Source organism: Microbacterium sp., assembly GCF_049650565.1.
Lineage (GTDB): Bacteria > Actinomycetota > Actinomycetes > Actinomycetales > Microbacteriaceae > Microbacterium.
Genome location: NZ_JBASAK010000013.1, coordinates 1 through 20709 on the forward strand (window position 1 = coordinate 1; position 20709 = coordinate 20709).

Consider the following 20709-nt stretch of genomic DNA (forward strand, 5'->3'; position numbering starts at 1 on the left):
CCGCGGAGCCACCACCCCGATCGAGGTAAGAAGATGACCGCGACAGCAACCGCCATCCCCATCGTCAAGACGCGCCGACGCGAGCGTCCGCCGTCGACACGGATCCGACAGACCCTCCCCGAGCGGCTCGCCCCCTACCTGTACATCGCCCCGTTCTTCGTGATCTTCGCGATCTTCGGTCTCTTCCCGCTGCTGTTCACCTTCTACGTCGCGCTGTTCGACTGGAATCCGATCGGCGACCAGACCTTCGTCGGACTGGCGAACTTCGAGCGGCTCTTCCAGGACCCCCGGTTCTGGAACGCGTTCGTCAACACCTTCGGCATCTTCCTGATCTCGACGATCCCGCAGCTGCTGCTGGCGATCGGCCTCGCGCACCTGCTCAACCACGCCGCGCTGAAGATGGCCAACTTCTTCCGCATGGCGCTGCTGGTCCCCTACATCACTTCTGTGGCCGCCACTGCGCTGGTCTTCGCGCAGATCTTCGACAAGAACTTCGGCCTCATCAACTGGGTGCTGGGCCTGCTCGGACAGGACGCCGTCAACTTCCTCTCCTCACAGGTGGGCTCGTGGATCGTCATCTCCTCGATGGTGATGTGGCGCTGGTTCGGGTACAACACCCTGCTCTACCTCGCCGGCCTGCAGGCGATGCCGCGCGAGATGTACGAGGCGGCCTCGGTGGACGGCGCCTCGAGCTGGAAGCAGTTCATCCACCTGACCATCCCATCGCTGCGCCCGATGATCATCTTCACCGTGGTGATGTCGACCATCGGCGGTCTGCAGATCTTCACCGAGCCGCTGCTGGTGGCGCCGGAGTCGGGTCTGACCTGCGGCGGCGGGCGGCAGTGCCAGACGCTGGCGCTGTTCCTCTACGAGCAGGGCTTCGGTCAGTTCGAGTTCGGCTACGGCTCGGCGATCGGCGTCGCGCTGTTCGTGATCGTCGTGATCGTCTCCCTGATCAACTTCTACTTCACCACACGCACCCGGAAGGCCGACTGATGTCCGACGTCGTAGACCAGGCGACCCCGCTCCGCCCGCTGCCCGTGAAGGCGATGCCGGCGAAGGCCGCTCGCCGCCGACGCGGCGGTCGCGTCGGCCATGTGCCGTGGCCCGTGTACGTGATGCTCGTCGTCGCGGTGCTGATCAGCGTGTTCCCGCTTTACTACATGTTCGTCATCGCCTCGGCCGGGGCCTCCGCCGTCACGTCGAGTCCGCCGCGGCTGTACCCCGGCACGGCGTTCTTCGACCTCGCAGCGAAGGTGTTCGACACCGTCCCGTTCTTCCAGTCCCTGATCAACAGCGTGATCGTCTCCCTGACGATCGCCGTGGTCGCCGCGATTCTGTGCGCGCTGGCGGGGTTCGCGTTCGCCAAGCTGCAGTTCCCCGGCCGCAATGTGCTGTTTCTGATCGTGCTGCTGACGATGACGGTGCCTGCACAGCTCAGCGTCATCCCGCAGTACCTGATCATCTCGTGGCTGGATTGGGTCGACACGCTGCAGGCGATCATCGTCCCGGGTTTGGCGAGCGCGTTCGGCATCTTCTGGATGCGCCAGCACATGGCGACCACGCTGAGCGATGAGCTCATGCAGGCCGCGCGCATCGATGGCTGCAACAGCTGGCAGGTGTTCTGGCGGATCGGGTTCCCGGTCGTGCGCCCTGCGGCCTTCGTGCTCGGGCTGATCACGTTCACTGCGGTGTGGAACGACTTCATGTGGCCGTTCATCGTGCTGAAGTCCCCCGAGTTGTTCACCGTGCAGATCGCCCTGAAGCAGTTGCAGGCGAACCGCTCGATCGACCTCGCGCTGAGCATGGGCGGCTCGTTCCTGGCGACGCTGCCGTTGCTGGTGGTGTTCTTCTTCGTCGGAAGGCGGATGGTCGCCGGCATCATGGACGGCGCGTTCAAGGGCTGACGACACCCGAACCCAGGAAGCGGTGCCGCCCACATCAAGACCAGGGCGGCACCGCTTCATCCTGGCCTTCGTCCTCAGTCCACGGCGCGCAGGTGGACCACCGCAGCACGGTCGGGATGGAAGGTGGGGAACTCGAGCCCGACCGCGCTCAGCATCGACCCGGAGTACACGGTCCCGGCGTTCGGCTCATCGATCTCGGATGCGATGGTCGGCGCGTCGCGCAGCCACTCGCCGACCTGCCAGGGCGGGCCGACGCTCTCCGGTCGGCTGACGGTGAGCCGGTAGCGCCGCCTGTCGTCCAGTCCAGGAAATCGCACGCGCGAACGGGTGTCGGCCGTGGTCGGCGGCGTGATGATCGTGTACAGCCCCTCGGTCGCGTCGTGCGCGACGACGCCGCGCATCGTGGGCGCGGCAGGATCGAACTCGCCGCCCGCCACCTGCCTGCCGGTCTGGATGACGTCGCGCAGCCGTCGGTACACGGCGATCCATTCGCGCAGCGTGTCGCGCTCCTGCTGCGTGATCCCGCGGATGTCCCATTCGATGCCGAAGTGCCCGAGGAACGCGACCGCACAGCGCAGATGCAGGTCGTGGGTACGGCCGGTGGTGCTCGAGACGGCGGACGCCACGTGCGATCCCAACATCTCCGGCGGGACCAGCAGTCCCGTCCAGCGCAGCATGTGGAACCGGTCCACGGGGTCGTGGCTGTCGGACGGGTGCACACGATCGGTGCGCTCGAGGATGCCGAGGTCCACCCGGCCACCGCCCGATGCGCAGCTCTCGATCTCGAGCTCGGGGTGCCGTTCGCGCAGTTCGTCGATCAGGCGGTACAGCGCCAGCGTCTGCTCGTGCACGGCTGCCGTCCCGGTCCCGGGATGGCCCGCCTCGATGAGATCGCGGTTGTGATCCCATTTCAGATACGCGACACCGATGTCGCTGACCAGCCCGTCCAGCACGCCGAGGATGTGCGCGTAGGCATCGGGGTTTGTCAGGTCGAGCACCTGCTGGAACCGGAACAGCGGCGGCAGCTCGGGGCGCGCCCGCAGGATCCAGTCGGGATGGGCACGGGCGAGATCGGAGTCCTCGTTGACCATCTCCGGTTCCACCCAGAGCCCGAACTCCATCCCCAACTCGCGCACGCGGTCGGCCAGCGGACGAAGACCGTCGGGCCACGCGCCGGGATCGGGCGACCAGTCGCCGAGACCCGCCCGGTCGTTCTTCCTGCCGAGGAACCAGCCGTCGTCCAGGACGAAGCGCTCGATCCCCAGGTCTGCGGCCTGTTCGGCGAGCGCGGTGATCACGCCGTGATCCTGCTCGAAGTAGACCGCCTCCCACACGTTCAGTGTCGCTGGGCGCGGTCGACGCGAGGCGCGAGAGGTCGCCCGCACGTGGTTGTGGAAGCGCGCCGAGGCACTGTCGAGTCCGATTCCGTAGCTGCCGAAGATCCAAGGCGACGTGTACGTCTCACCCGCAGCCAGGCGCACTTCACCTGGCAGCAGGACCTCGCCGCCCCGGAACGCCAGGTGTCCGTCGCTGCGTTCGAGCGCGTGCTCATGACCTCCGCTGAAACCCACATGGCAGAGCCAGACCTCGCCGTGCCCGGCTGAGAAGCCCTTCACTCCCGCGGCCATGACCGTCGTGGCGTCCAACCCCGTGCGGCCCCGACGCGACTGCCGGGAGTGGACGCCCTGGACGATCTCCCGCCGCTGCGGGATGCGCTCGTGCGCCCAACGGCCCGAGAAGTCGAGCACCTCGTCGGCCCTGGTCGGGATCGTCAGAGCGGGCGTGACGGCCTGCAGGTCCAGCAGGTCGCCTCCCGGAGCGGCCGCATTGCGCACCTCGACGCGCATCCGCAACAGCCCATCCGAGGTGAGATCGATCTCCGCCATCACGCCGATCTGCCCCCACTCGTCCTCGGCGCTGACCACCAGCAGACCGGTTGAGGCCTGCGTCACCCCGGTGCCGATCTCGGTGCCGTCGAGCGTGATCGATCGCACGGCGAATCGCGGCGCCCAGACCGCCCCGGCCCGATGCAGCTCGACGCCCTGGCGTCCGAACCAGCCCGCGGAGTGCTCGGGCAGGACCGACGGCCGGTACGGAAGGTCCGAGATTCCGCTCAAGCCGGGGCGTTCCTCCGCCTCGGCGAACGACGCCAGCTCCGCATCGGTGGCGTCGATGAGCGCACCCCAGTGCAGGATCACCGGCAGGCGGTCGTCGTCCTGGAGGACGATGACCGACACGTCCGCGGCGGTGAGATGAATGATTCGAGGTGCAGGCATGGTTCCATCATGCTCAAGAGGTCACTAGAAAGGAAGATTCAGAGATCGATCTCTGAATCTTCGACATGTGTCGAGTACTCAACCCGGCACAGGGAAGGTCGCCCTCGTCGAGCCGCGGGCGACGAGTTCGGTGGGCAGTTCGACACGCTGCGCGCCGATGTCGATCCCTTCGACCGCCTGCACCAGCGTTCGCACGGCGGCGGCCGCCATCTCGCGGATGGGCTGCCGGATCGTCGTCAGAGAAGGATGAAGCCAGCGCGCACCGCGCACGTCGTCGAATCCGATCACCAGCACGTCGCGAGGAACTCCGAGCCCCGCCTCAGCGATGGCGCGGTATGCGCCGGCCGCCATCTCGTCGGAGCAGGCGAAGAGGCCGATGGGCCCCTCCCCTCCCAGCTCCGTGAGCGCGCGGGCCGTTGCCTTCCAGGCATCGACCGCGCCCCAGTCCGCGTCGCCGCGCTTCACGGGTGCCCCCGGCACCCGGTGTCGCAGAGCGGTAAGGAACCCCTCCACGCGGGCGCGCCCGTAGCGATACGGCGGGGACCCACCGATGACGACGAAGCGCCGCACGCCGCGGTCGATCAGGTGCTCTGCCGCGGCCACGCCACCGGCGTGGTCAGTGGTGCGGATGCTCGGCAGTCTGACTACAGGCTCCCCCGGTGGCTCGAGCAGCACGAGCGGGATCGCGGCCCGCTGCATGAGCGCGATCTGCGCGGAGGTCGGAACCATGAGTCCCAGGATCACCCCGGCTGTCCCGCGCGAACGGATGCGATCCGTCCAGTCATCACTCGGATCAGGGCGGTCCGTGGTGAGCACCAGGTCGTAGCTCAACCCGGCGGCCGTGGTGCGCGCGCCTGCCGTGACCTCATCCGTGTACGGGTCGTGGAAATGACCCAGCACGAGGTCCAGCACGCGGGATGTCCCCCCGCGCGGCCGACCACGCGACTCCCCGGCGAACGTGTAGCCCAGTGCCGCGGAGGCCCGCAGCACACGTGTGCGAGTGTCTGCGGACATGTCGCCGCGTCCACGCAGCGCACGGGATGCCGTCGAGATGCTGACCCCCGCCTCCTCGGCGACGTGCGCGAGCGTGACGCGGGGAGGGAAGGGCACGGAACTATTTTGCGCAATTTCTGAGACATCCGCCACAGCACGTGGCATCGTTTCCCGCGATCCGCACAGGACTTTCGAGGACGAGAGAGAAGATCAATGACGACACGACTGCGCGTGGCCATCATCGGCACCGGCTTCATGGGGCGCATGCACGCCCACGCCTGGCGCACCGCGCCACGGTTCTTCGACCTGTCACCTGCTCCGGAAGCAGCCCTCCTCGTGGGCAGCGACGCGGGGCGCACCGCCGCCGCGGCCGAGGAGTTCGGCATCCCCGAGTCCTCCTCGGACTGGCGCAGCGCGATCGCCCGTGACGACGTCGACATCGTCGACATCTGCACTCCCGGTCACACGCACGCCGAGATCGCCGTCGCCGCCCTCGCGGCCGGCAAGCACGTGCTGTGCGAGAAGCCGCTCGCCAACGACGTCGCCGAGGCCGATCGGATGGCGGATGCCGCGGCAGCGGCAGCCGAGCAGGGCGTGGTCAGCATGTGCGGATTCAGCTACCGCCGGACACCCGCCCTGGCCCTGGCCAAGAAGCTCATCGACGACGGCCGACTCGGGCGGATCCGCCACGTGCGCGCCCAGTATCTGCAGGACTGGCTCACCAGCCCTGACGCGCCGTTCACCTGGCGTCTCGATCGCACGCGCGCCGGCTCGGGCACCCTCGGCGACATCGGTGCGCACAGCATCGACACCGCACAGTGGCTGACCGGCTCGGCGATCACCGGCGTGTCCGCCACGCTGCGCACCTTCGTCGAATCCCGCCCCCGCCTCACCGAGCACGTCGGCCTGGGCGGCAGCGCCGACGCGGACGCCCCACGCGAGCAGGTCACCGTCGACGACGCCGTGGCGTTCACGGCGTCCTTTGCCGACGGCGCCCTCGGCGTCTTCGAGGCGACGCGCATGGCCGCCGGCCACCGCAACGCGAACCGCATCGAGGTCAACGGCGAGCTCGGCTCGGTCGCGTTCGACTTCTCGTTCATGAACGAGCTGCAGTTCCACGATGGGCAGCTGCCGTCCGACGAGCAGGGCTTCCGGCGGATCGACGCCACCGAACCCGAGCACCCCTACGCCGGCGCCTGGTGGCCGGCAGGCCACGGCCTGGGATACGAGCACCTCTTCACCCATCAGTCCGTCGACTTCGTGCGCGCGATCACCGAGGGCGTCCCCGCACGTCCCGGCTTCGCCGAAGCGGCGCGCGTGCAGCGCGTGCTCGCCGCGGTCGAGGCGAGCGCAGCATCCGACAGCCGATACACCGCAGTGGAAGGAGCACGAGCATGACCGCGACACGAAACGCGCTCGTCGTGAGAGGGGGGTGGGAGGGACACCGTCCGGTCGAGGCGACCGACATGTTCATCCCGTTCCTGCAGGAGAACGGATTCGACGTGCGGGTCGAGAACTCCAACGAGGTCTACGCGGACGAGGCCGCGATGGAGGCCACCGACCTCATCGTGCAGTCCGTGACGATGTCCGACATATCGGGCGACGCACTGAAGGGCCTGCGCCGTGCCGTCGAACGCGGCACCGGACTGGCGGGTTGGCATGGCGGGATCGCCGACTCGTACCGCAACAGCTCGGACTATCTGCAGCTCATCGGCGGCCAGTTCGCCACGCATCCGTCGAAGCACCCGGACTCGTGCGAGGGCGACGAATCCGACAACTTCCTCTGCTACACCGTCGATCTGACCGACCTCGGCCGCGGCCACCAGATCATGGACGGCCTTGAGGACTTCACCCTGCGCACCGAGCAGTACTGGGTTCTCACGGACGATCTCAACGACGTCCTCGCCACGACCACGCACCCCGTGCAGCCGTACCACCCGTGGCACCGCCCGATCACCTCGCCCGCCGTGTGGACCCGTGAGTGGGGTGCAGGACGCGTCTTCGTGGCGACGCCGGGGCACAGCCCCGTCGTGCTGCGCGACATCAACGTACGAACGATCATCGAGAGAGGAATGCTGTGGGCCAGCCGCACGGTATCGGAATAGTCGGACTCGGAGTCATCTCCGCGCAGTACCTGGACACGCTCGGCGCCCACCCCGGCGTGCGGATCGCCGCAGCCGCCGACCTGGACCCGGCCAGGGCCGCAGCCGTGGCCGACCGGTTCGACGGCTGTCGCGCACTGTCGGTCGAGGAACTCGTCGCTGACCCGGACGTGCAGACCGTGCTGAACCTCACGGTCCCCGCCGCACACGCCGAGGTCGCACTGGCGGCCCTGAGCCACGGCAAGAACGTCTTCGGTGAGAAGCCGCTGGCCTCCGGGATGACCGACGCGAGCACCATCGTCGCGTCGGCGACCGAGACCGCCTGGGTGGGCTGCGCGCCCGACACCGTGCTCGGCACCGGCATCCAGACGGCACGGGCGGCTGTGGACGCCGGCGAGATCGGCCGACCGGTCTCCGCGGTGGCCACCTGGGTGTCATCCGGCCATGAGGCCTGGCATCCGAACCCCGATTTCTACTACCGCGAGGGCGGTGGCCCCTTGCTGGACATGGGTCCGTACTACCTGACCTCGCTGTTCCACCTGCTGGGCCCGGTGAAGCGCGTGGCGGGGGCGTCGTCCAGGCCGAAGTCCGTGCGCCGGATCGCATCCGGAGTGCGCGCCGGCGAGGAGATCCCCGTCGAGGTCGACACGCACGTCACCGGTGTGCTGGAGCACACCGACGGGGCGATCTCCACCGTGACGTTCAGTTTCGACGCGGCGGCCACACAGGCGGCTCCCATCGAGGTGCACGGCGAGACCGGCACGCTCTCGCTCCCCGACCCGAACATGTTCACCGGCGAGGTGCGCCTGCGCCGACCAGGGCAGAACGCGTGGAGCACACTGCCGACCAGCGCGGGCTACGAGAACGGCGGGCGCGGCATCGGCCTGCTCGACTTCGTGGCCGGCGGGTCGCGCTCGGACGGCTCGATCGCCCTGCATGTACTGGAGATCATGACCTCGCTGCTGGAGTCCGCACGCACCGGCGAGCGCATCGAGCTCACCACCACGGCCGGGCGTCCGCCGCTGGTGCCGCTGACCGCCGAGCGGGAATGGCGGATGCTGTGACCGCATCCGCGCGCGCGGTGGTCGACCTCGACGTCACCGGACATCGCATCAGCCGGCACATCTACGGGCACTTCGCCGAACACCTCGGCCGGTGCATCTACGACGGCTTCTGGGTGGGCGAGGACTCACCGATCCCGAACGAGCGCGGCATCCGTCTCGACATCGTCGAGGCGCTGCGCGCACTCGACATCCCCAACCTGCGCTGGCCGGGCGGCTGCTTCGCCGACACCTACCACTGGCGCGACGGCATCGGCCCGCGCGAGCAGCGCCCCCACATCGCGAACACGAACTGGGGCGATGTGGTGGAGAACAACCACTTCGGCACCCACGAGTTCATGGACCTCTGCGACCTTCTGGGCACCGACGCCTACGTGAACGGCAACGTCGGCAGCGGCACCGTGCAGGAGATGGCGGACTGGGTGGAGTACCTCACCCGCGACGACGACAGTCCGATGGCACGACTGCGCAGGCAGAACGGGCGCGACGAGCCGTGGAAGGTGCCGTTCTGGGGGCTGGGCAACGAGGCGTGGGGATGCGGCGGCAACATGTCTGCCGCGCACTACGCCGAAGAGGCCCGCCGTTATGCGACGTTCTGCCACAATCACGGTGCCAACAGGCTCACCCGCATCGCGGCCGGCGCCAACGAGGACAACCTCGAGTGGACGCGCGTGCTGATGAAGACGCTGATGGAATGCCACGGCTGCACCCTCTACGGGAACCTGCCCTACCAGGCGGTGTCTTTCCACTACTACACGCACTCCGGATCGGGCATCAACACCGAGGACGCCACCGGGTTCGACGAGAAGCAGTTCTACGAGACGATGGCCTACGCCGCCGACATGGAACGCGTCATCCGCGGGCACGTGGCCGTGATGGACTCCTACGACCCGCACAACCGCGTGAGCCTGGTGTGCGATGAGTGGGGCACCTGGTGGAACGCCGAGGAGGGCACGAACCCCGGCTTCCTGTTCCAGCAGAACACGGTGCGCGACGCGCTTGTGGCGGGACTGCACTTCGACATCTTCCACCGGTACGCCCGGCGGCTGACGATGGCGAACATCGCGCAGACGGTGAACGTTCTGCAGGCCATGGTCCTCACCGACGGCGACGCACTGGTGCTCACCCCGACGTACCACGTGTTCGAGATGAACAAAGGACATCAGGATGCCGAGCAGCTGGCGGCCCATGTGCTCGAGGCGCCGTCGCGGGTGGTGGGCGGGACGGACCTGCCGCTGGTGTCGCTGTCGGCATCCGTGAAGGACGATCGTGCGCTGTTGTCGCTGACCCACCTGTCGGCCGACGCGGACTGCACGGTGAACGTCGATCTGCGCGGACGGGATGCCAGGGTTCTGCGCGCCCGCGTGCTGACCGGCGAGAGCACGACATCGTTCAACGACGCCGAGAACACCGATCGGGTGGCGCCGGTTCCGCTGGAGGCGAGCGTGCGGGACGGTGCGCTCGCGCTCACCCTGCCGCCGCACGCCTTCGCGACGGTGGAGCTGCAGCTGGCCTGAGGCCGGAAACATCGAGGAGGACACCGCATGACAGCACCGATCCGCGTCCTGGTCTGGGGCGAGAACCACCACGAGAAGCACGATCCGATCCCTCAGCGGATCTATCCCGACACGATGCACGGCACGATCGCCGCGGGCGTGCGTCGGCTGCTCGGAGATGACGTCGTCGTCGAGACCGCCACATTCGACGACGACGAGCACGGGCTGACCGAGGAGCGCCTGGCCGACACCGATGTGCTGATCTGGTGGGGTCACATGCGTCACGACGACGTCGCCGATGCGGTCGTGGAGCGCGTGCACCGCCACGTGCTCTCGGGGATGGGGCTCCTGGTGCTGCACTCGGCGCACTTCTCCAAGATCTTCATCCGACTGATGGGCACCACGTGCACCCTGCGCTGGCGGCAGGGCACCGACCGTGAACTGGTGTGGACCATCGCGCCCACGCACCCGATCGCCGAAGGCGTCGCGCAGCCCATCGTCCTTCCCGCGCAGGAGATGTACGGGGAGTTCTTCGACGTCCCGAACCCCGATGACCTCGTGTTCGTGTCGGGTTTCAGCGGCGGCGAGGTGTTCCGCTCGGGGATGACCTTCTCCCGAGGACACGGCCGGATCTTCTACTTCTCCCCGGGCGATCAGGACTATCCGGTCTATCACGATGCGAACATCCAGCGGGTGATCGCCAATGCGGTCCGCTGGGCTCACCAGAGCCGGCCGCGCGTGGCACCGCGCATCGGGATGTACCACGAGGGCGACTTCGACACTCCGCGCGAGTGGGACGGCAGCCCGCTGTGAGCACCGCCGACACCCGCGACGTGGTCGTCGTCGGCGCGGGCGGGATGGGACAGGCCTGGCTGGACTCGATCGCACGGCGTCGGGATCTGCATGTCAGCGCCGTCGTCGACGTGGTCGAGCAGGCGGCGCAGGCATCCGTGGTCGCGCGCGGGCTGGACGCCGCGGTGTTCACCGACGTGCAGCAGGCCCTCACCACGGCGCCGGTCGACCTGGTCGTCAACGTGACGATCCCCGAGGCGCATCTGGCGGTCAGCTCCGCCGCCGTCCGCATGGGTGTTCCCGTGCTCACCGAGAAGCCGGTCACGCCCACGGTCGCCGAAGCCCTGCGACTCGCCGCCCTCAGCCGCGCGCGCGGTGTGCTGGTGGCGACGAGCCAGTCGCGCCGGCACACGCGAGGCATCACCGCTTTCCGCGACGCGCTGCGGACGGCCGGCGGCGCGGAGCAGCTGGACGCGCAGTTCTTCCAGAATCCGAGGTTCGGCGGATTCCGCGACCGGATGCCGCATCCACTGCTCATCGACATGGCGATCCACACCTTCGACCAGGCGAGATTCGTGCTGGGCACCGAGCCGGTGTCGGTGTACTGCGAGGAGTTCAACCCGTCGTGGAGCTGGTACGACGGCGACGCGGCAGCCGAAGCAGTCTTCGCGTTCGCCGACGGTGCCCGCTTCTCCTACTCCGGCAGCTGGTGCGCCGACGGCCTGCAGACGTCGTGGAACGGTGACTGGCGCGGCAGTGCCGTGGGCGGTACGGCGAGCTGGGACGGCGAGACCGACGTGCGGCTGCAGAGCCGCGACGGAGACGTCGAGCGTCCCCCGCTGCCCGATGCGGACGAGGGTCTGGATGCCGCACTGGCCGAGTTCGTCGCCGCACTGGACGGGGGGTCCGCACCGTCCGGGGAGATCCACCGCAACATCTGGAGCCTCGCCATGGTCGAGGCCGCGGTCGCTTCCGCGGAGCAGGGCCGGCGCGTGCTCCTCGCCGACATCTTCGCCCAGGCGCGGCAGACCGCACTGCTCACAGCGACCGATGACGAACGCGACGCGCTCGCCGATTCGGAGGAGCCCTCATGACCCTGTCGCACCTGCCCCTGGCATCCGTGCAGCTCGACCGCGGGATCTATGACGATCGCCGCCGCCTGAACCGCGCCTACCTGCACGCACTGCGGCCGGCAGCGCTGCTGCAGAACCACTACATCCAGGCCGGGATCGGCAACCAGCTCTGGCACATGCAGCCCTCGCACGACTCCCCGGCGGCACGCGGCCTGGACCGGCACTGGGGCTGGGAGACGCCCGGCGCGCTGCTGCGCGGCCACTTCACCGGGCACTGGCTGTCGGCCGCCGCCCGAGAGGTTGCCGTGACCGGCGACCCGGTGCTGCGCAACGCGATCGACGAGGTGCTCGACGGACTGGCACGCTGCCAGGACGAGAGCGACGGCGAATGGATGTGGGCGATCCCGCCCTCGTTCCTGCAGCGCCTCGAAAGAGGACTGGATGTCTGGGCCCCGCAGTACGACATGCACAAGACGCTGATGGGTCTCGTCGACGTGCACCGGGAGATCGGCGACGAGCGCGCGCTCACCATCGCGACCCGGGCCGCGCAGGCCCTGCTGCGCTGGGTGCGCGGCATCGACGATGAGGCGTTCCAGCAGATCCTCGATGTGGAGACCGGCGGGATGCTGGAGGTCTGGGCGGACCTGCTGGAGATCACCGGCCGGGACATCTACCGGGAGCTGCTGGACCGCTACTGGCACCGCTCGCTGTTCGATCCGCTGTTGGGGGGACGCGACGTCCTCACGAACATGCACGCCAACACCACCATCCCCGAGATCCTCGGCGCCGCCCGCGCCTACGAGGTGACCGGCGACGACACCTGGCGCCGCCTGGTCGAGGCGTACTGGGACTGGGCCGTCACCCGTCGCGGCACGTTCTGCACCGGTGGGCAGACCTCCGGCGAGATCTGGACGCCGCCGTTCTCGTTCGCCGCGCGTCGCGGCGACAAGACGCAGGAGCACTGTGCGGTCTACAACATGATCCGCCTGGCCGACGTGCTGCTGCGATGGACCGGTGATCTCGGCTACGCCGACTACATCGAGCGCAATCTGCTCAACGGCATCCTCGCCCAGCAGAACCCGCGCACCGGGATGGTGGCCTACTTCCTGCCCTTGGCAGGCGGGGCGACCAAGGCCTGGGGCAGTGCGACCGAGGACTTCTGGTGCTGCCACGGCACGCTCGTGCAGGCGCACACCCGGCACGCGCAGCACGTCTTCTACTCCGGCGAGGGTGGCACGCTGACGATCGCGCAGTTCATCGCCGCGCACGCAGAGGTGGCCACCGACGGCGGCCCCGCCCGGGTGAGCGTCGAACTGCCCGGAGACGCCGACGAGGTCGGTCCCGATTCCAACGCCGGGGAGGCCGGGGATCTGCATCGCCCGCACGCCCTGCGGGTGCGGATCGTCATCGATTCCCCGGATGCGCTGCGCGTGCGCGTGCGCGTGCCGGAGTGGGTCGCCGGCACGCCGCTGGTCTCCGGTGGCATCGCATGGGAGATCGTCGACGGCGCCCTGCTGCTGGCGCACTCCGGTGGCACGGCGAGCGTCGACATCGCCCTGCCGTGGGACGTGCGCGTCGAACCGATCCCCGACGAGCCGGGCACGGTCGCGTTCCTGGAGGGCCCCGTGGTCCTTGCCGGACTCGTCGACCGGGAGACCGCGCTGCGCGGCCGGGTGGATGCTGCGGCCGACCTGCTCACCGCGGACGATGAGAGGCACTGGTCGCAGTGGCACTCGCGCTACCGCACGGTGGGCCAGCAGACCGGCATCCGCTTCGTCCCTCTGCACGAGGTCGTCGACGAGCGGTACGCGGTCTACTTCCCCGTGCACTGACGCCCCCGGGCCGGCTCGCTCACACGGCAGCAGCCGCCTCCGCTTCGATCACGAACAGGCGGCCGGAGGGCTCCTCCAGCAGTCGCACGGTGAGGACTCCCTCGTGAAGGTGCCGTTCCTCGCCGGGCTCGGCCTGTTCACCCCATCCGTCCTGCTGATGGATCTGGCGCTCGCCCCGCTGGTCGTGGTCGGTGCGCTGATCGGCATCCGCCTGGCCGAGCGGATGCGCCAGCAGCTCTTCGATCGTCTCGTGATCGTGCTGACGGTGCTCGGTGCCGTGTACCTGCTGTTCTGAACGGCTCCAGGTCGAGCAGCCCGCTCGTCCCGGCGACGCCGGTATGCCTGACTCAGTCCAGGAAGATGTCCGGGAACAGCCGATCGTCCGGGGTACCAGGAACTGCCGCGTACTTCGAGAGGTCGGTGATGCCGGCATCCGCCAGCACGTCCTCGACGACCAACGTCTGACCGGTGCGTTCGCGCGAGGGCGTCGTGAGCACCTCGTACGCCGCATCCGCGTAGATCTCGGGAGTGCGACTGGCCGCCATCACGCGGTCGCCGCCCAGCAGGTTCTGCACGGCGGCCGTGGCGATGGTGGTGCGCGGCCAGAGCGTGTTGGCGGCGATGCCGGCATCCGCGAACTCCGCCGCCAGGCCCAGCGTGGCCATGGTCATGCCGTACTTCGCCAGCGTGTAGCCGGTGTGCGCTCCCAGCCACTTGGGCGTGATGTTCAGCGGCGGCGAGAGCGAGAGGATGTGCGGGTTGGGCGCATCCTTCAGCAGGGGAACCGCGGCGCGGGACAGCATGAACGTGCCTCTGACGTTGACGTCCTGCATCAGGTCGTACTTCTTCGCGGCCAGGTCGGCAGAGCGCGACAGGTCGATGACGCTGGCGTTGTTGATGACGATGTCGATACCGCCGAACTCGCCCTGCGTCTTCAGCACCGCACCGGTGATGTCGTCGTCGCTGCGCACGTCGCCCACGATGGCCAGCGCGTTGCCCCCTGCGGCGCGGATGGCGTCGGCGGCGGTGTGCACGGTGCCCTCGAGCTTGGGATGCGGGGTGTCGGTCTTGGCGAGCATCGCGACGTTCGCGCCGTCGGCCGCCGCGCGCAGCGCGATGGCCAGGCCGATGCCGCGGCTGCCGCCCGACATGAGGATGGTCTTTCCTGCCAGGGTCATGAGGTCTCCTAGATTCGGGCGAGTGCTTGCTTCGGGCGAGTGCTCACTTCGGCGCCATGCGGATGGCCCCGTCGAGGCGGATCGTCTCGCCGTTGAGGTACCCGTTGGCGACGATGTGCTCCACCAGCGCGGCGTACTCGTCGGGCCTGCCCAAGCGCTGCGGGTACGGCACCTGCGTGCCCAGCGAGTCCTGCGCGGCCTGCGGGAGGCCGGCCAGCATGGGGGTCTCCATGATGCCCGGAGCGATGGTGCACACCCGGATGCCGTAGCGCGCCAGCTCGCGGGCGATCGGCAGCGTCATGGCGTGCACGCCGCCCTTCGACGCGGAATACGCGGGCTGGCCGATCTGCCCGTCGAAGGCCGCGACGCTGGCGGTCGAGACGATCACGCCGCGGTCGCCGCCCTCGGTCGGCTCCTGCTGGGCGATGACGGCGGATGCCTGGGAGATGACATTGAACGTGCCGATGAGGTTGATGCGGATGATCCGCTCGAACGCCGCCAGGTCGGTCGGGTTGCCCTCGCGATCGAGCACCTTGGCGGGCGGCGCGATTCCCGCGCAGTTGACGACCACGCGCAGCGGTGCGATCGCACGAGCGGATGCCACGGCCGCGGCGACCTGTTCGACACTGGTCACATCGGCGGGTGCGAACAGCCCGCCCAGCTCTGCGGCGATCTCCTCTCCCGCTGACGTGGGGAGGTCGACGATGGTGACCTGCGCGCCCGCGGCGGCCAGCCGACGGGCGGTGGCCAGGCCGAGGCCGCTGGCGCCGCCCGTGATGAGCGCGCCCTGTCCCGTGATCTGCATGTGTTCTCCTTCGAACGGCACTGCACCGACGATGCATCGCACCGAGGTTGCGACTGAGTCTCAGCATACGTGGTTCCCAGTCTCGCAACTAGCGGGATCGGAAGCCGAGGTGGATGCTGAAGCTATGGAACTTCGTCGCAAACGAGCTTATGACAATGCCTCAGCCGAAGACGGGTTCCGCGTTCTCATCGACCGGCTGTGGCCGCGGGGCGTCTCGAAGGAGCGCGCGGCCATCGACCTGTGGGCGAAGGGCATCGCCCCGAGCACCGCGCTGCGCCACGAATGGCATGCACCGGACGCCGACTTCGCGACGAACGCCGCGCGCTACCGCGCCGAGCTCGAGAACGAGGACGCGCAGGCGCTGCAGGAGCTCGTCGACGAGCTGCGCAAGCACCCCGTCATCACCCTCGTCTACGCCGTGAACGACACCGAGCACAACCACGCCGTCGTGCTCGAGCCGATCCTCAGGCAGATGCTCGGAGAGTGAGCATCCCGGCATCCGCCGTTCCGATCCCGGACCGCGTGCGCGAGATGGCGGCATCCTCTCAGAGCGGCCCCCTCAGCTCCAGACGAACCGGAAGGCTCCCGTCGCGACGGCCGCCGCGATCGCCAGCAGCATGATCCCCGCGCCGCCCAGCAGCGCCACCGCATCGCGCGGGTGCAGTCGGGAGGGCCTGGACCAGGTACGGGGGGTGTCGGAGCCGAACCCGCGCGCCTCCATCGCCATGGCCAGTTTGGTGCCGCGGCGCACGGCGAACACCAGCAGCACGAACGCCATCGAGAAGAAGCGCCGGATCGCGCCACGGTCGCCGACGCCGCGGGCGCGGCGGGCGAGGGTCATGGTGCGCCAGTCATCGAGGAACAGTCCCAGCATCCGCGTTCCTGCCAGCACTCCCAGCACGAACCGGCTGGGCAGGTGCGCGACCTGCGCGAGCGCGTCGCCGAGCTCGGTGGGGTCGGAGCGGCCGAACAGCAGGATGGCCGGCAGGCCCAGGGCGATCACGCGCACGGTCACCGAGACGGCCAGCGCGATCGAGCCGTCGCTGACCGTCGCCACCCCGAACTGCCCGTAGACGACGCCCTCCGGTTTGGCATACAGCAGCATGCTGATCCCCGCCAGCGGCGAGAAGATCACGATGGGCAGCATCCGCAGCAGCACGGTGCGCACGCGCAGCCCGGTCAGCGGCAGGCACAGCAGCTGCAGCCCGATGGCGACCACGGCACTGACGGGATCGATCGACGCGAACAGCGGGATCGACAGCAGCAGCGCCATCACGATCCTGGTGACCGGGTTCACTCCGTCCAGCCAGGCGGCCCGCGTCTCGGTCCTGACGGCGGTCATCGTGCCGCCTCCGCCCCGAGCTCCAGCCGCTGCCCGCCGAGGTGGCGCAGTACGGCGTCGTCGTGACTGACCGCGATGATCGTGCGGCCCGCGGCAATCTCCTCCTGCAGCAACTCGACGATGCCGATCCAGCCGCGCCGGTCCTGCCCGAAGGTGGGCTCGTCGAGCACGATCACCTGCGGAGCGGATGCCAGGACCGTGGCGACCGAGAGCCGGCGCTTCTGCCCGCCGCTGAGCGTGAACGGGTTGGCCATCGCCAGTGGTGCGAGCTGCAGGCGCTCGAGCAGGTCATCCGCGATGGCGTTCGCCTCGGCCTCGGTCTTGCCCAGCGCACGGGGTCCCACGGCCAGCTCGTCGCGAAGAGTGCGCGCCAGGAACTGGTGCTCGGGTTCCTGGAACACCGTGCCGATGCGGGTGAGCAGCTCGCGCGACGCCCACCTCGAGGGGCGGACGCCCGAGCGCCCGGCCAGATCGGATGCCGCGGTCACCTCGCCCCTGAGCTCGGGCAGGAGCCCTGCCAGCGTCAGCGCGAGGGTGGACTTGCCGGCGCCGTTGGGCCCGGCGATCACAGTCGCCGCCCCGCGCGGGATGCGCAGGTCGAGCCCCGCCTGCACGGGAGTGCGCCGGTCGCGGGACACCGCCAGGGCACGTGTGGTCAGCACGGCACCCGCCCCCACGTCCGCCGGCCCCAGTGAGGGAAGCGGGATGCTGCGCCCCGGGACCCACACGCCGGCATCCGCCAGCTCGTCGCCGTGGCGTCCGAACACCTCGGCCGGGGTGCCGTCGGCCAGCAGGCCGCCGTCGGCGGCCAGCACGATCACGCGGGTGAGCAGGTCGGCCCAGATCCCCGTGCGGTGCTCGACGACGACGAGCGTGGCGCCGGTGTCATCGAGGATGCGCCCCACGCTCTCGCGCACCTCGCGCACGCCCGCGGGGTCGAGATTGGCGGTGGGCTCGTCCAGCAGCAGCAGACCCGGGCGCATGGCCAGGACCCCGGCCAGCGCAAGGCGCTGCTTCTGACCACCGGAGAGCTCCTTGGTCGGCCGATCCAGCGGCACGTCGAGGCCCACCTCGTCGAGCGCGCCGGCCACGCGAGAGGGGATCTCGGATGCCGGGATGCCGAGGTTCTCGCAGCCGAAGGCGACGTCGTCGCCCACCTTGGAGAGCACGACTCCGGCATCCGGATCCTGCAGCACCAGCCCGATCGCCCCGCGACGGGACTCGGGAACCGCGCCGTCGACGACAAGGGTGCCGGAGCGCTCCCCCTCGTCGGCATCGCCCAGGACACCGGCGAGGCCCGCCAGCAGCGTGGACTTGCCCGCCCCGGAGGCCCCGAGCAGCAGCACGCGCTCGCCGGGCTCGATCGTGAACGATACGTCGCTGACGGCCGGCAGCTTGCGCCCGGCGTAACGCCAGCCCCACCCGTTCGCGGTGACGCGAGCAGGAGCGGCCATGCTCAGACCTCCTGGCGGGCTTCCCGCCCGGCGGCGAACCGGCTCAGTGCACCGGTGGACGCCAGCGCCCGCACCAGCAGCCAGCCGACCAGGCCCGCCAGCAGCGCGCCGGAGACGACGAGCGTTCCCAGATAGATGGCGTTGAACTCGAACGACTTCAGGAAGTTCGGCGACGAGCCGTAGAACATCTCGAAGATCCACGCCGCAGCGCCCGCGCCCACACCGGCCAGCATGGCCACCGGCAGGGTGAACCGGCGGTACAGGAACAGCGCGAAGACCAGCTCGGCGCCCAGGCCCTGCACGATGCCGGAGAGCACCGTGGAGACACCCCAGACGTTGCCGATGAGCATCGAGATGATGGCGGCGACGACCTCGACGACGAGCGCGGCTCCCGGCTTGCGGATCACCAGGCCGCCGATCAACCCGCCGATCAGCCAGATGCCGACGGCGATGCCGCCGAGGCCGGGCGTCAGGGCGTCGGCGGCCGAGAACCAGGCGCCGCCGACGGCGTTCCAGCCCCAGAAGACCAGGCCGACGGCGACGCCGAGAACGGCGGCCACGACGATGTCGACGACGCGCCAGGTCGAGCGGCGGGTCGTCGTGGCGGTCTGAGCCGCAGCGGATACGGACGTACTCATCTGAACTCCTCCCTGCGCCGGCATGATCCGGATCAGGTTCGACGGTCGAAGCGCGGTTCGCTTCCTCTCAGCCCGGCACACCGGACTCCCGTGGTTATGCGCTCCATCTTAGCCGTGTCGGGGATCGGTTGATAGCGTGTATCGCGTGACCGTCCCCCCCGACTCCACGCGTCCTCCGACGCGCCGTGCACTGCGCGAGCGCGCGAGCCGCGGCGACGAATCCGGAACTCTCTTCGCCCCCGAGACGGACGCCACCCCGGAGGTCGTGACACGGCCGGTAGCCCTGGACGAACTGACCGCGCCACAGACGCCCGGCCAGACGGAGCCCGACGTCCTCAGCGACCTCACTGCGGAGGCGGAGCCTGCACCGAAGTCGGATTCGGTCACGAGCTGGGCGGATGCCGAGCATCCGACCACCGCATTGACCTGGCTCGACCCGCGGACCGTCACCGGTTCGCCGGCGGCGGCCGACGACTCCGCGCCGTCGCTGTTCGCCGGTGTCCACCTGCCTGCGGCCGGCCGCCGCATCCGGCTCCTCGTCCCCATCATCGTGATGGCGGGGATGTGCGCGACCTACGTGGGCGGCACGCTGCTGGTGCCGTTGGACAACGTCCCACCCACGGTGCAGTCCGTGCCGGTGGAGATCGCGCCGTCGCCCGCGGCCACGGTCTCCTGGCCCGGCAGAGGCAGTGCGTCGGTCTCCGTGCAGGGCATGACGCCGCTCGCCTCCACCACGGAGCGCGACGAGATCGCCAGCATCACCAAGGTCGCCACGGTCTCGATGGTCCTGGAGAAGCTGCCATTGAAGGTCGGCGAGCAGGGTCCCAGCTACCAGTTCACTCGCGCGGATCAGCGCGATTTCCAGCAGTACCGCCGCGAGAACCAGTCATCGCTGGATGTGCCGGTGGGCGGCAGCCTGACCGAGTACCAGATGCTGCAGGGCGTGCTGCTGGGCTCGGCCAACAACTACATCGACCGTCTCGCCGGCGAGATCTGGGGCTCGGAGCGCGGCTTCGCCGACGCGGCGGCGGCCTGGCTGCACAGCAAGGGCATCGAGGGCATGACCCTGGACAGCCCATCCGGTTTCGACAAGAACAACGTCTCCTCGCCCGAGGCGCTGCTGCGGCTGGGTGAGGTCGCGATGCGCAACCCGGTGTTCGCGGAGATCGTCAGCACCCGCTCGGCGGAGATCCCCGGCGTCGGCACGGTCACCAACACGAACCAGATGCTCGACGACCCCGGAGTGGTCGGCATCAAGACCGGAACCCTCACGCACTGGAACCTGCTCACCGCGAAGGACGTGACCGTGAACGGCACCACCGTGCGCCTGTTCGCGTCGGTGCTCGGGCAGAACAGCAACGCCGATCGCCTCGCAGTCACGCGCTCGCTGCTGGCCGAGGCGGAGAAGTCGCTCACCGACCAGCCGGTGGCCGTGCCGAAGGGCGCCGTCGTCGGGAGCGTCGAGACCCCGTGGGGTGCGAAGAGCGACATCGTGACGGATGACGACACGAGGGTCGTGCTGTGGAACGGGGCGACGGCGACCGCGACCACGACTCTGGAGCTCGGGGCGTCGACGAAGGCCGGCGCGAAGGCCGGCTCCCTCGACGCGAAGGGCCCGGTCAACGCCGCGAAGACCCGCGTGTCGCTGGCCAAGACGATCGCCGAGCCGACCGCCTGGTGGCGGTTGACGCATCCGATGGAGCTGTTCGGCCTCGACAAGAGCTGACCGCAGGCTCGCGCCGGCGGTTCCGCTGAGCCGC

Annotated in this window: 19 protein-coding genes and 1 riboswitch; of the genes, 12 read left to right on the plus strand and 7 right to left on the minus strand. The window is 69.4% G+C overall.

The window, feature by feature from the left end; all coding sequences use genetic code 11:
• Nucleotides 1-33 precede the first annotated feature (33 nt).
• On the plus strand, nucleotides 34-996 hold the full coding sequence (locus WA967_RS01915; RefSeq protein WP_424419208.1) for a carbohydrate ABC transporter permease: 963 nt from the start codon (nucleotides 34-36) through the stop codon (nucleotides 994-996).
• Nucleotides 996-1907, plus strand: a complete 912-nt coding sequence (locus tag WA967_RS01920; RefSeq protein WP_424419209.1) for a carbohydrate ABC transporter permease — start codon at nucleotides 996-998, stop codon at nucleotides 1905-1907. The genes WA967_RS01915 and WA967_RS01920 overlap by 1 nt, the downstream gene beginning before the upstream one ends.
• 74 nt (nucleotides 1908-1981) lie before the next feature.
• Here WA967_RS01920 and WA967_RS01925 read toward each other — a convergent pair whose 3' ends face one another.
• Nucleotides 1982-4183 carry an alpha-galactosidase gene (locus WA967_RS01925; protein WP_424419210.1) on the minus strand — a complete coding sequence of 734 codons (2202 nt, stop codon included), beginning with the start codon at nucleotides 4181-4183 and terminating at the stop codon, nucleotides 1982-1984.
• A gap of 78 nt (nucleotides 4184-4261) precedes the next feature.
• The gene (locus tag WA967_RS01930) at nucleotides 4262-5293 is read right to left on the minus strand and encodes a LacI family DNA-binding transcriptional regulator (protein WP_424419211.1); all 1032 of its coding nucleotides are present in this window, start codon (nucleotides 5291-5293) and stop codon (nucleotides 4262-4264) included.
• Nucleotides 5294-5389: 96 nt separating this feature from the next.
• Here WA967_RS01930 and WA967_RS01935 point away from each other — a divergent pair, with 96 nt between their 5' ends.
• The 8 genes from WA967_RS01935 to WA967_RS01970 all read left to right on the plus strand — a co-directional run bounded on the left by WA967_RS01935 (nucleotide 5390) and on the right by WA967_RS01970 (nucleotide 13827).
• Nucleotides 5390-6574: a Gfo/Idh/MocA family protein gene (locus tag WA967_RS01935; protein WP_424419212.1), complete on the plus strand. Its 1185-nt coding sequence runs from the start codon at nucleotides 5390-5392 to the stop codon at nucleotides 6572-6574.
• Nucleotides 6571-7281, plus strand: a complete 711-nt coding sequence (locus WA967_RS01940; protein ID WP_424419213.1) for a ThuA domain-containing protein — start codon at nucleotides 6571-6573, stop codon at nucleotides 7279-7281. Before WA967_RS01935 ends, WA967_RS01940 begins: the two co-directional genes overlap by 4 nt.
• Complete coding sequence (locus tag WA967_RS01945; protein WP_424419214.1) at nucleotides 7254-8342, plus strand: Gfo/Idh/MocA family protein; 1089 nt, start codon at nucleotides 7254-7256, stop codon at nucleotides 8340-8342. Before WA967_RS01940 ends, WA967_RS01945 begins: the two co-directional genes overlap by 28 nt.
• On the plus strand, nucleotides 8327-9856 hold the full coding sequence (locus WA967_RS01950) for an alpha-N-arabinofuranosidase (protein WP_424419215.1): 1530 nt from the start codon (nucleotides 8327-8329) through the stop codon (nucleotides 9854-9856). The genes WA967_RS01945 and WA967_RS01950 overlap by 16 nt, the downstream gene beginning before the upstream one ends.
• 27 nt (nucleotides 9857-9883) lie before the next feature.
• Nucleotides 9884-10648, plus strand: coding sequence for a ThuA domain-containing protein (locus WA967_RS01955; protein ID WP_424419216.1), 765 nt, complete (start codon nucleotides 9884-9886; stop codon nucleotides 10646-10648).
• Nucleotides 10645-11721 (plus strand): Gfo/Idh/MocA family protein, encoded by a 1077-nt coding sequence (locus WA967_RS01960; RefSeq protein WP_424419217.1) that lies wholly within the window; start codon nucleotides 10645-10647, stop codon nucleotides 11719-11721. The genes WA967_RS01955 and WA967_RS01960 overlap by 4 nt, the downstream gene beginning before the upstream one ends.
• Nucleotides 11718-13532: a beta-L-arabinofuranosidase domain-containing protein gene (locus tag WA967_RS01965; RefSeq protein ID WP_424419218.1), complete on the plus strand. Its 1815-nt coding sequence runs from the start codon at nucleotides 11718-11720 to the stop codon at nucleotides 13530-13532. Before WA967_RS01960 ends, WA967_RS01965 begins: the two co-directional genes overlap by 4 nt.
• 103 nt (nucleotides 13533-13635) lie before the next feature.
• On the plus strand, nucleotides 13636-13827 hold the full coding sequence (locus WA967_RS01970; RefSeq protein ID WP_424419219.1) for a hypothetical protein: 192 nt from the start codon (nucleotides 13636-13638) through the stop codon (nucleotides 13825-13827).
• Between the two features lie 52 nt (nucleotides 13828-13879).
• On the opposite strand, the gene WA967_RS01975 is transcribed toward WA967_RS01970, so the two are convergent.
• On the minus strand, nucleotides 13880-14710 hold the full coding sequence (locus WA967_RS01975; RefSeq protein WP_424419220.1) for an SDR family oxidoreductase: 831 nt from the start codon (nucleotides 14708-14710) through the stop codon (nucleotides 13880-13882).
• Between the two features lie 43 nt (nucleotides 14711-14753).
• A complete protein-coding gene (locus WA967_RS01980) occupies nucleotides 14754-15515 on the minus strand; it encodes an SDR family NAD(P)-dependent oxidoreductase (protein WP_424419221.1) in 762 nt (253 codons plus the stop codon).
• A gap of 124 nt (nucleotides 15516-15639) precedes the next feature.
• On the opposite strand from WA967_RS01980, the gene WA967_RS01985 reads away from it, so the two are divergent.
• Nucleotides 15640-16002, plus strand: a complete 363-nt coding sequence (locus WA967_RS01985; RefSeq protein ID WP_424419222.1) for a DUF488 domain-containing protein — start codon at nucleotides 15640-15642, stop codon at nucleotides 16000-16002.
• Nucleotides 16003-16074: 72 nt separating this feature from the next.
• Here WA967_RS01985 and WA967_RS01990 read toward each other — a convergent pair whose 3' ends face one another.
• From WA967_RS01990 to WA967_RS02000, 3 genes are all read right to left on the minus strand, one after another.
• The gene (locus tag WA967_RS01990) at nucleotides 16075-16857 is read right to left on the minus strand and encodes an energy-coupling factor transporter transmembrane component T family protein (RefSeq protein WP_424419223.1); all 783 of its coding nucleotides are present in this window, start codon (nucleotides 16855-16857) and stop codon (nucleotides 16075-16077) included.
• The gene (locus WA967_RS01995; protein WP_424419224.1) at nucleotides 16854-18311 is read right to left on the minus strand and encodes an ABC transporter ATP-binding protein; all 1458 of its coding nucleotides are present in this window, start codon (nucleotides 18309-18311) and stop codon (nucleotides 16854-16856) included. Before WA967_RS01995 ends, WA967_RS01990 begins: the two co-directional genes overlap by 4 nt.
• Nucleotides 18312-18313: 2 nt before the next feature.
• On the minus strand, nucleotides 18314-18949 hold the full coding sequence (locus WA967_RS02000) for an ECF transporter S component (RefSeq protein WP_424419225.1): 636 nt from the start codon (nucleotides 18947-18949) through the stop codon (nucleotides 18314-18316).
• Nucleotides 18940-19051: riboswitch (TPP riboswitch) on the minus strand. (Overlaps the previous gene by 10 nt.)
• A gap of 43 nt (nucleotides 19052-19094) precedes the next feature.
• On the opposite strand from WA967_RS02000, the gene WA967_RS02005 reads away from it, so the two are divergent.
• Nucleotides 19095-20675 carry a D-alanyl-D-alanine carboxypeptidase family protein gene (locus tag WA967_RS02005; protein ID WP_424419226.1) on the plus strand — a complete coding sequence of 527 codons (1581 nt, stop codon included), beginning with the start codon at nucleotides 19095-19097 and terminating at the stop codon, nucleotides 20673-20675.
• The last annotated feature ends 34 nt before the right edge of the window (nucleotides 20676-20709 follow it).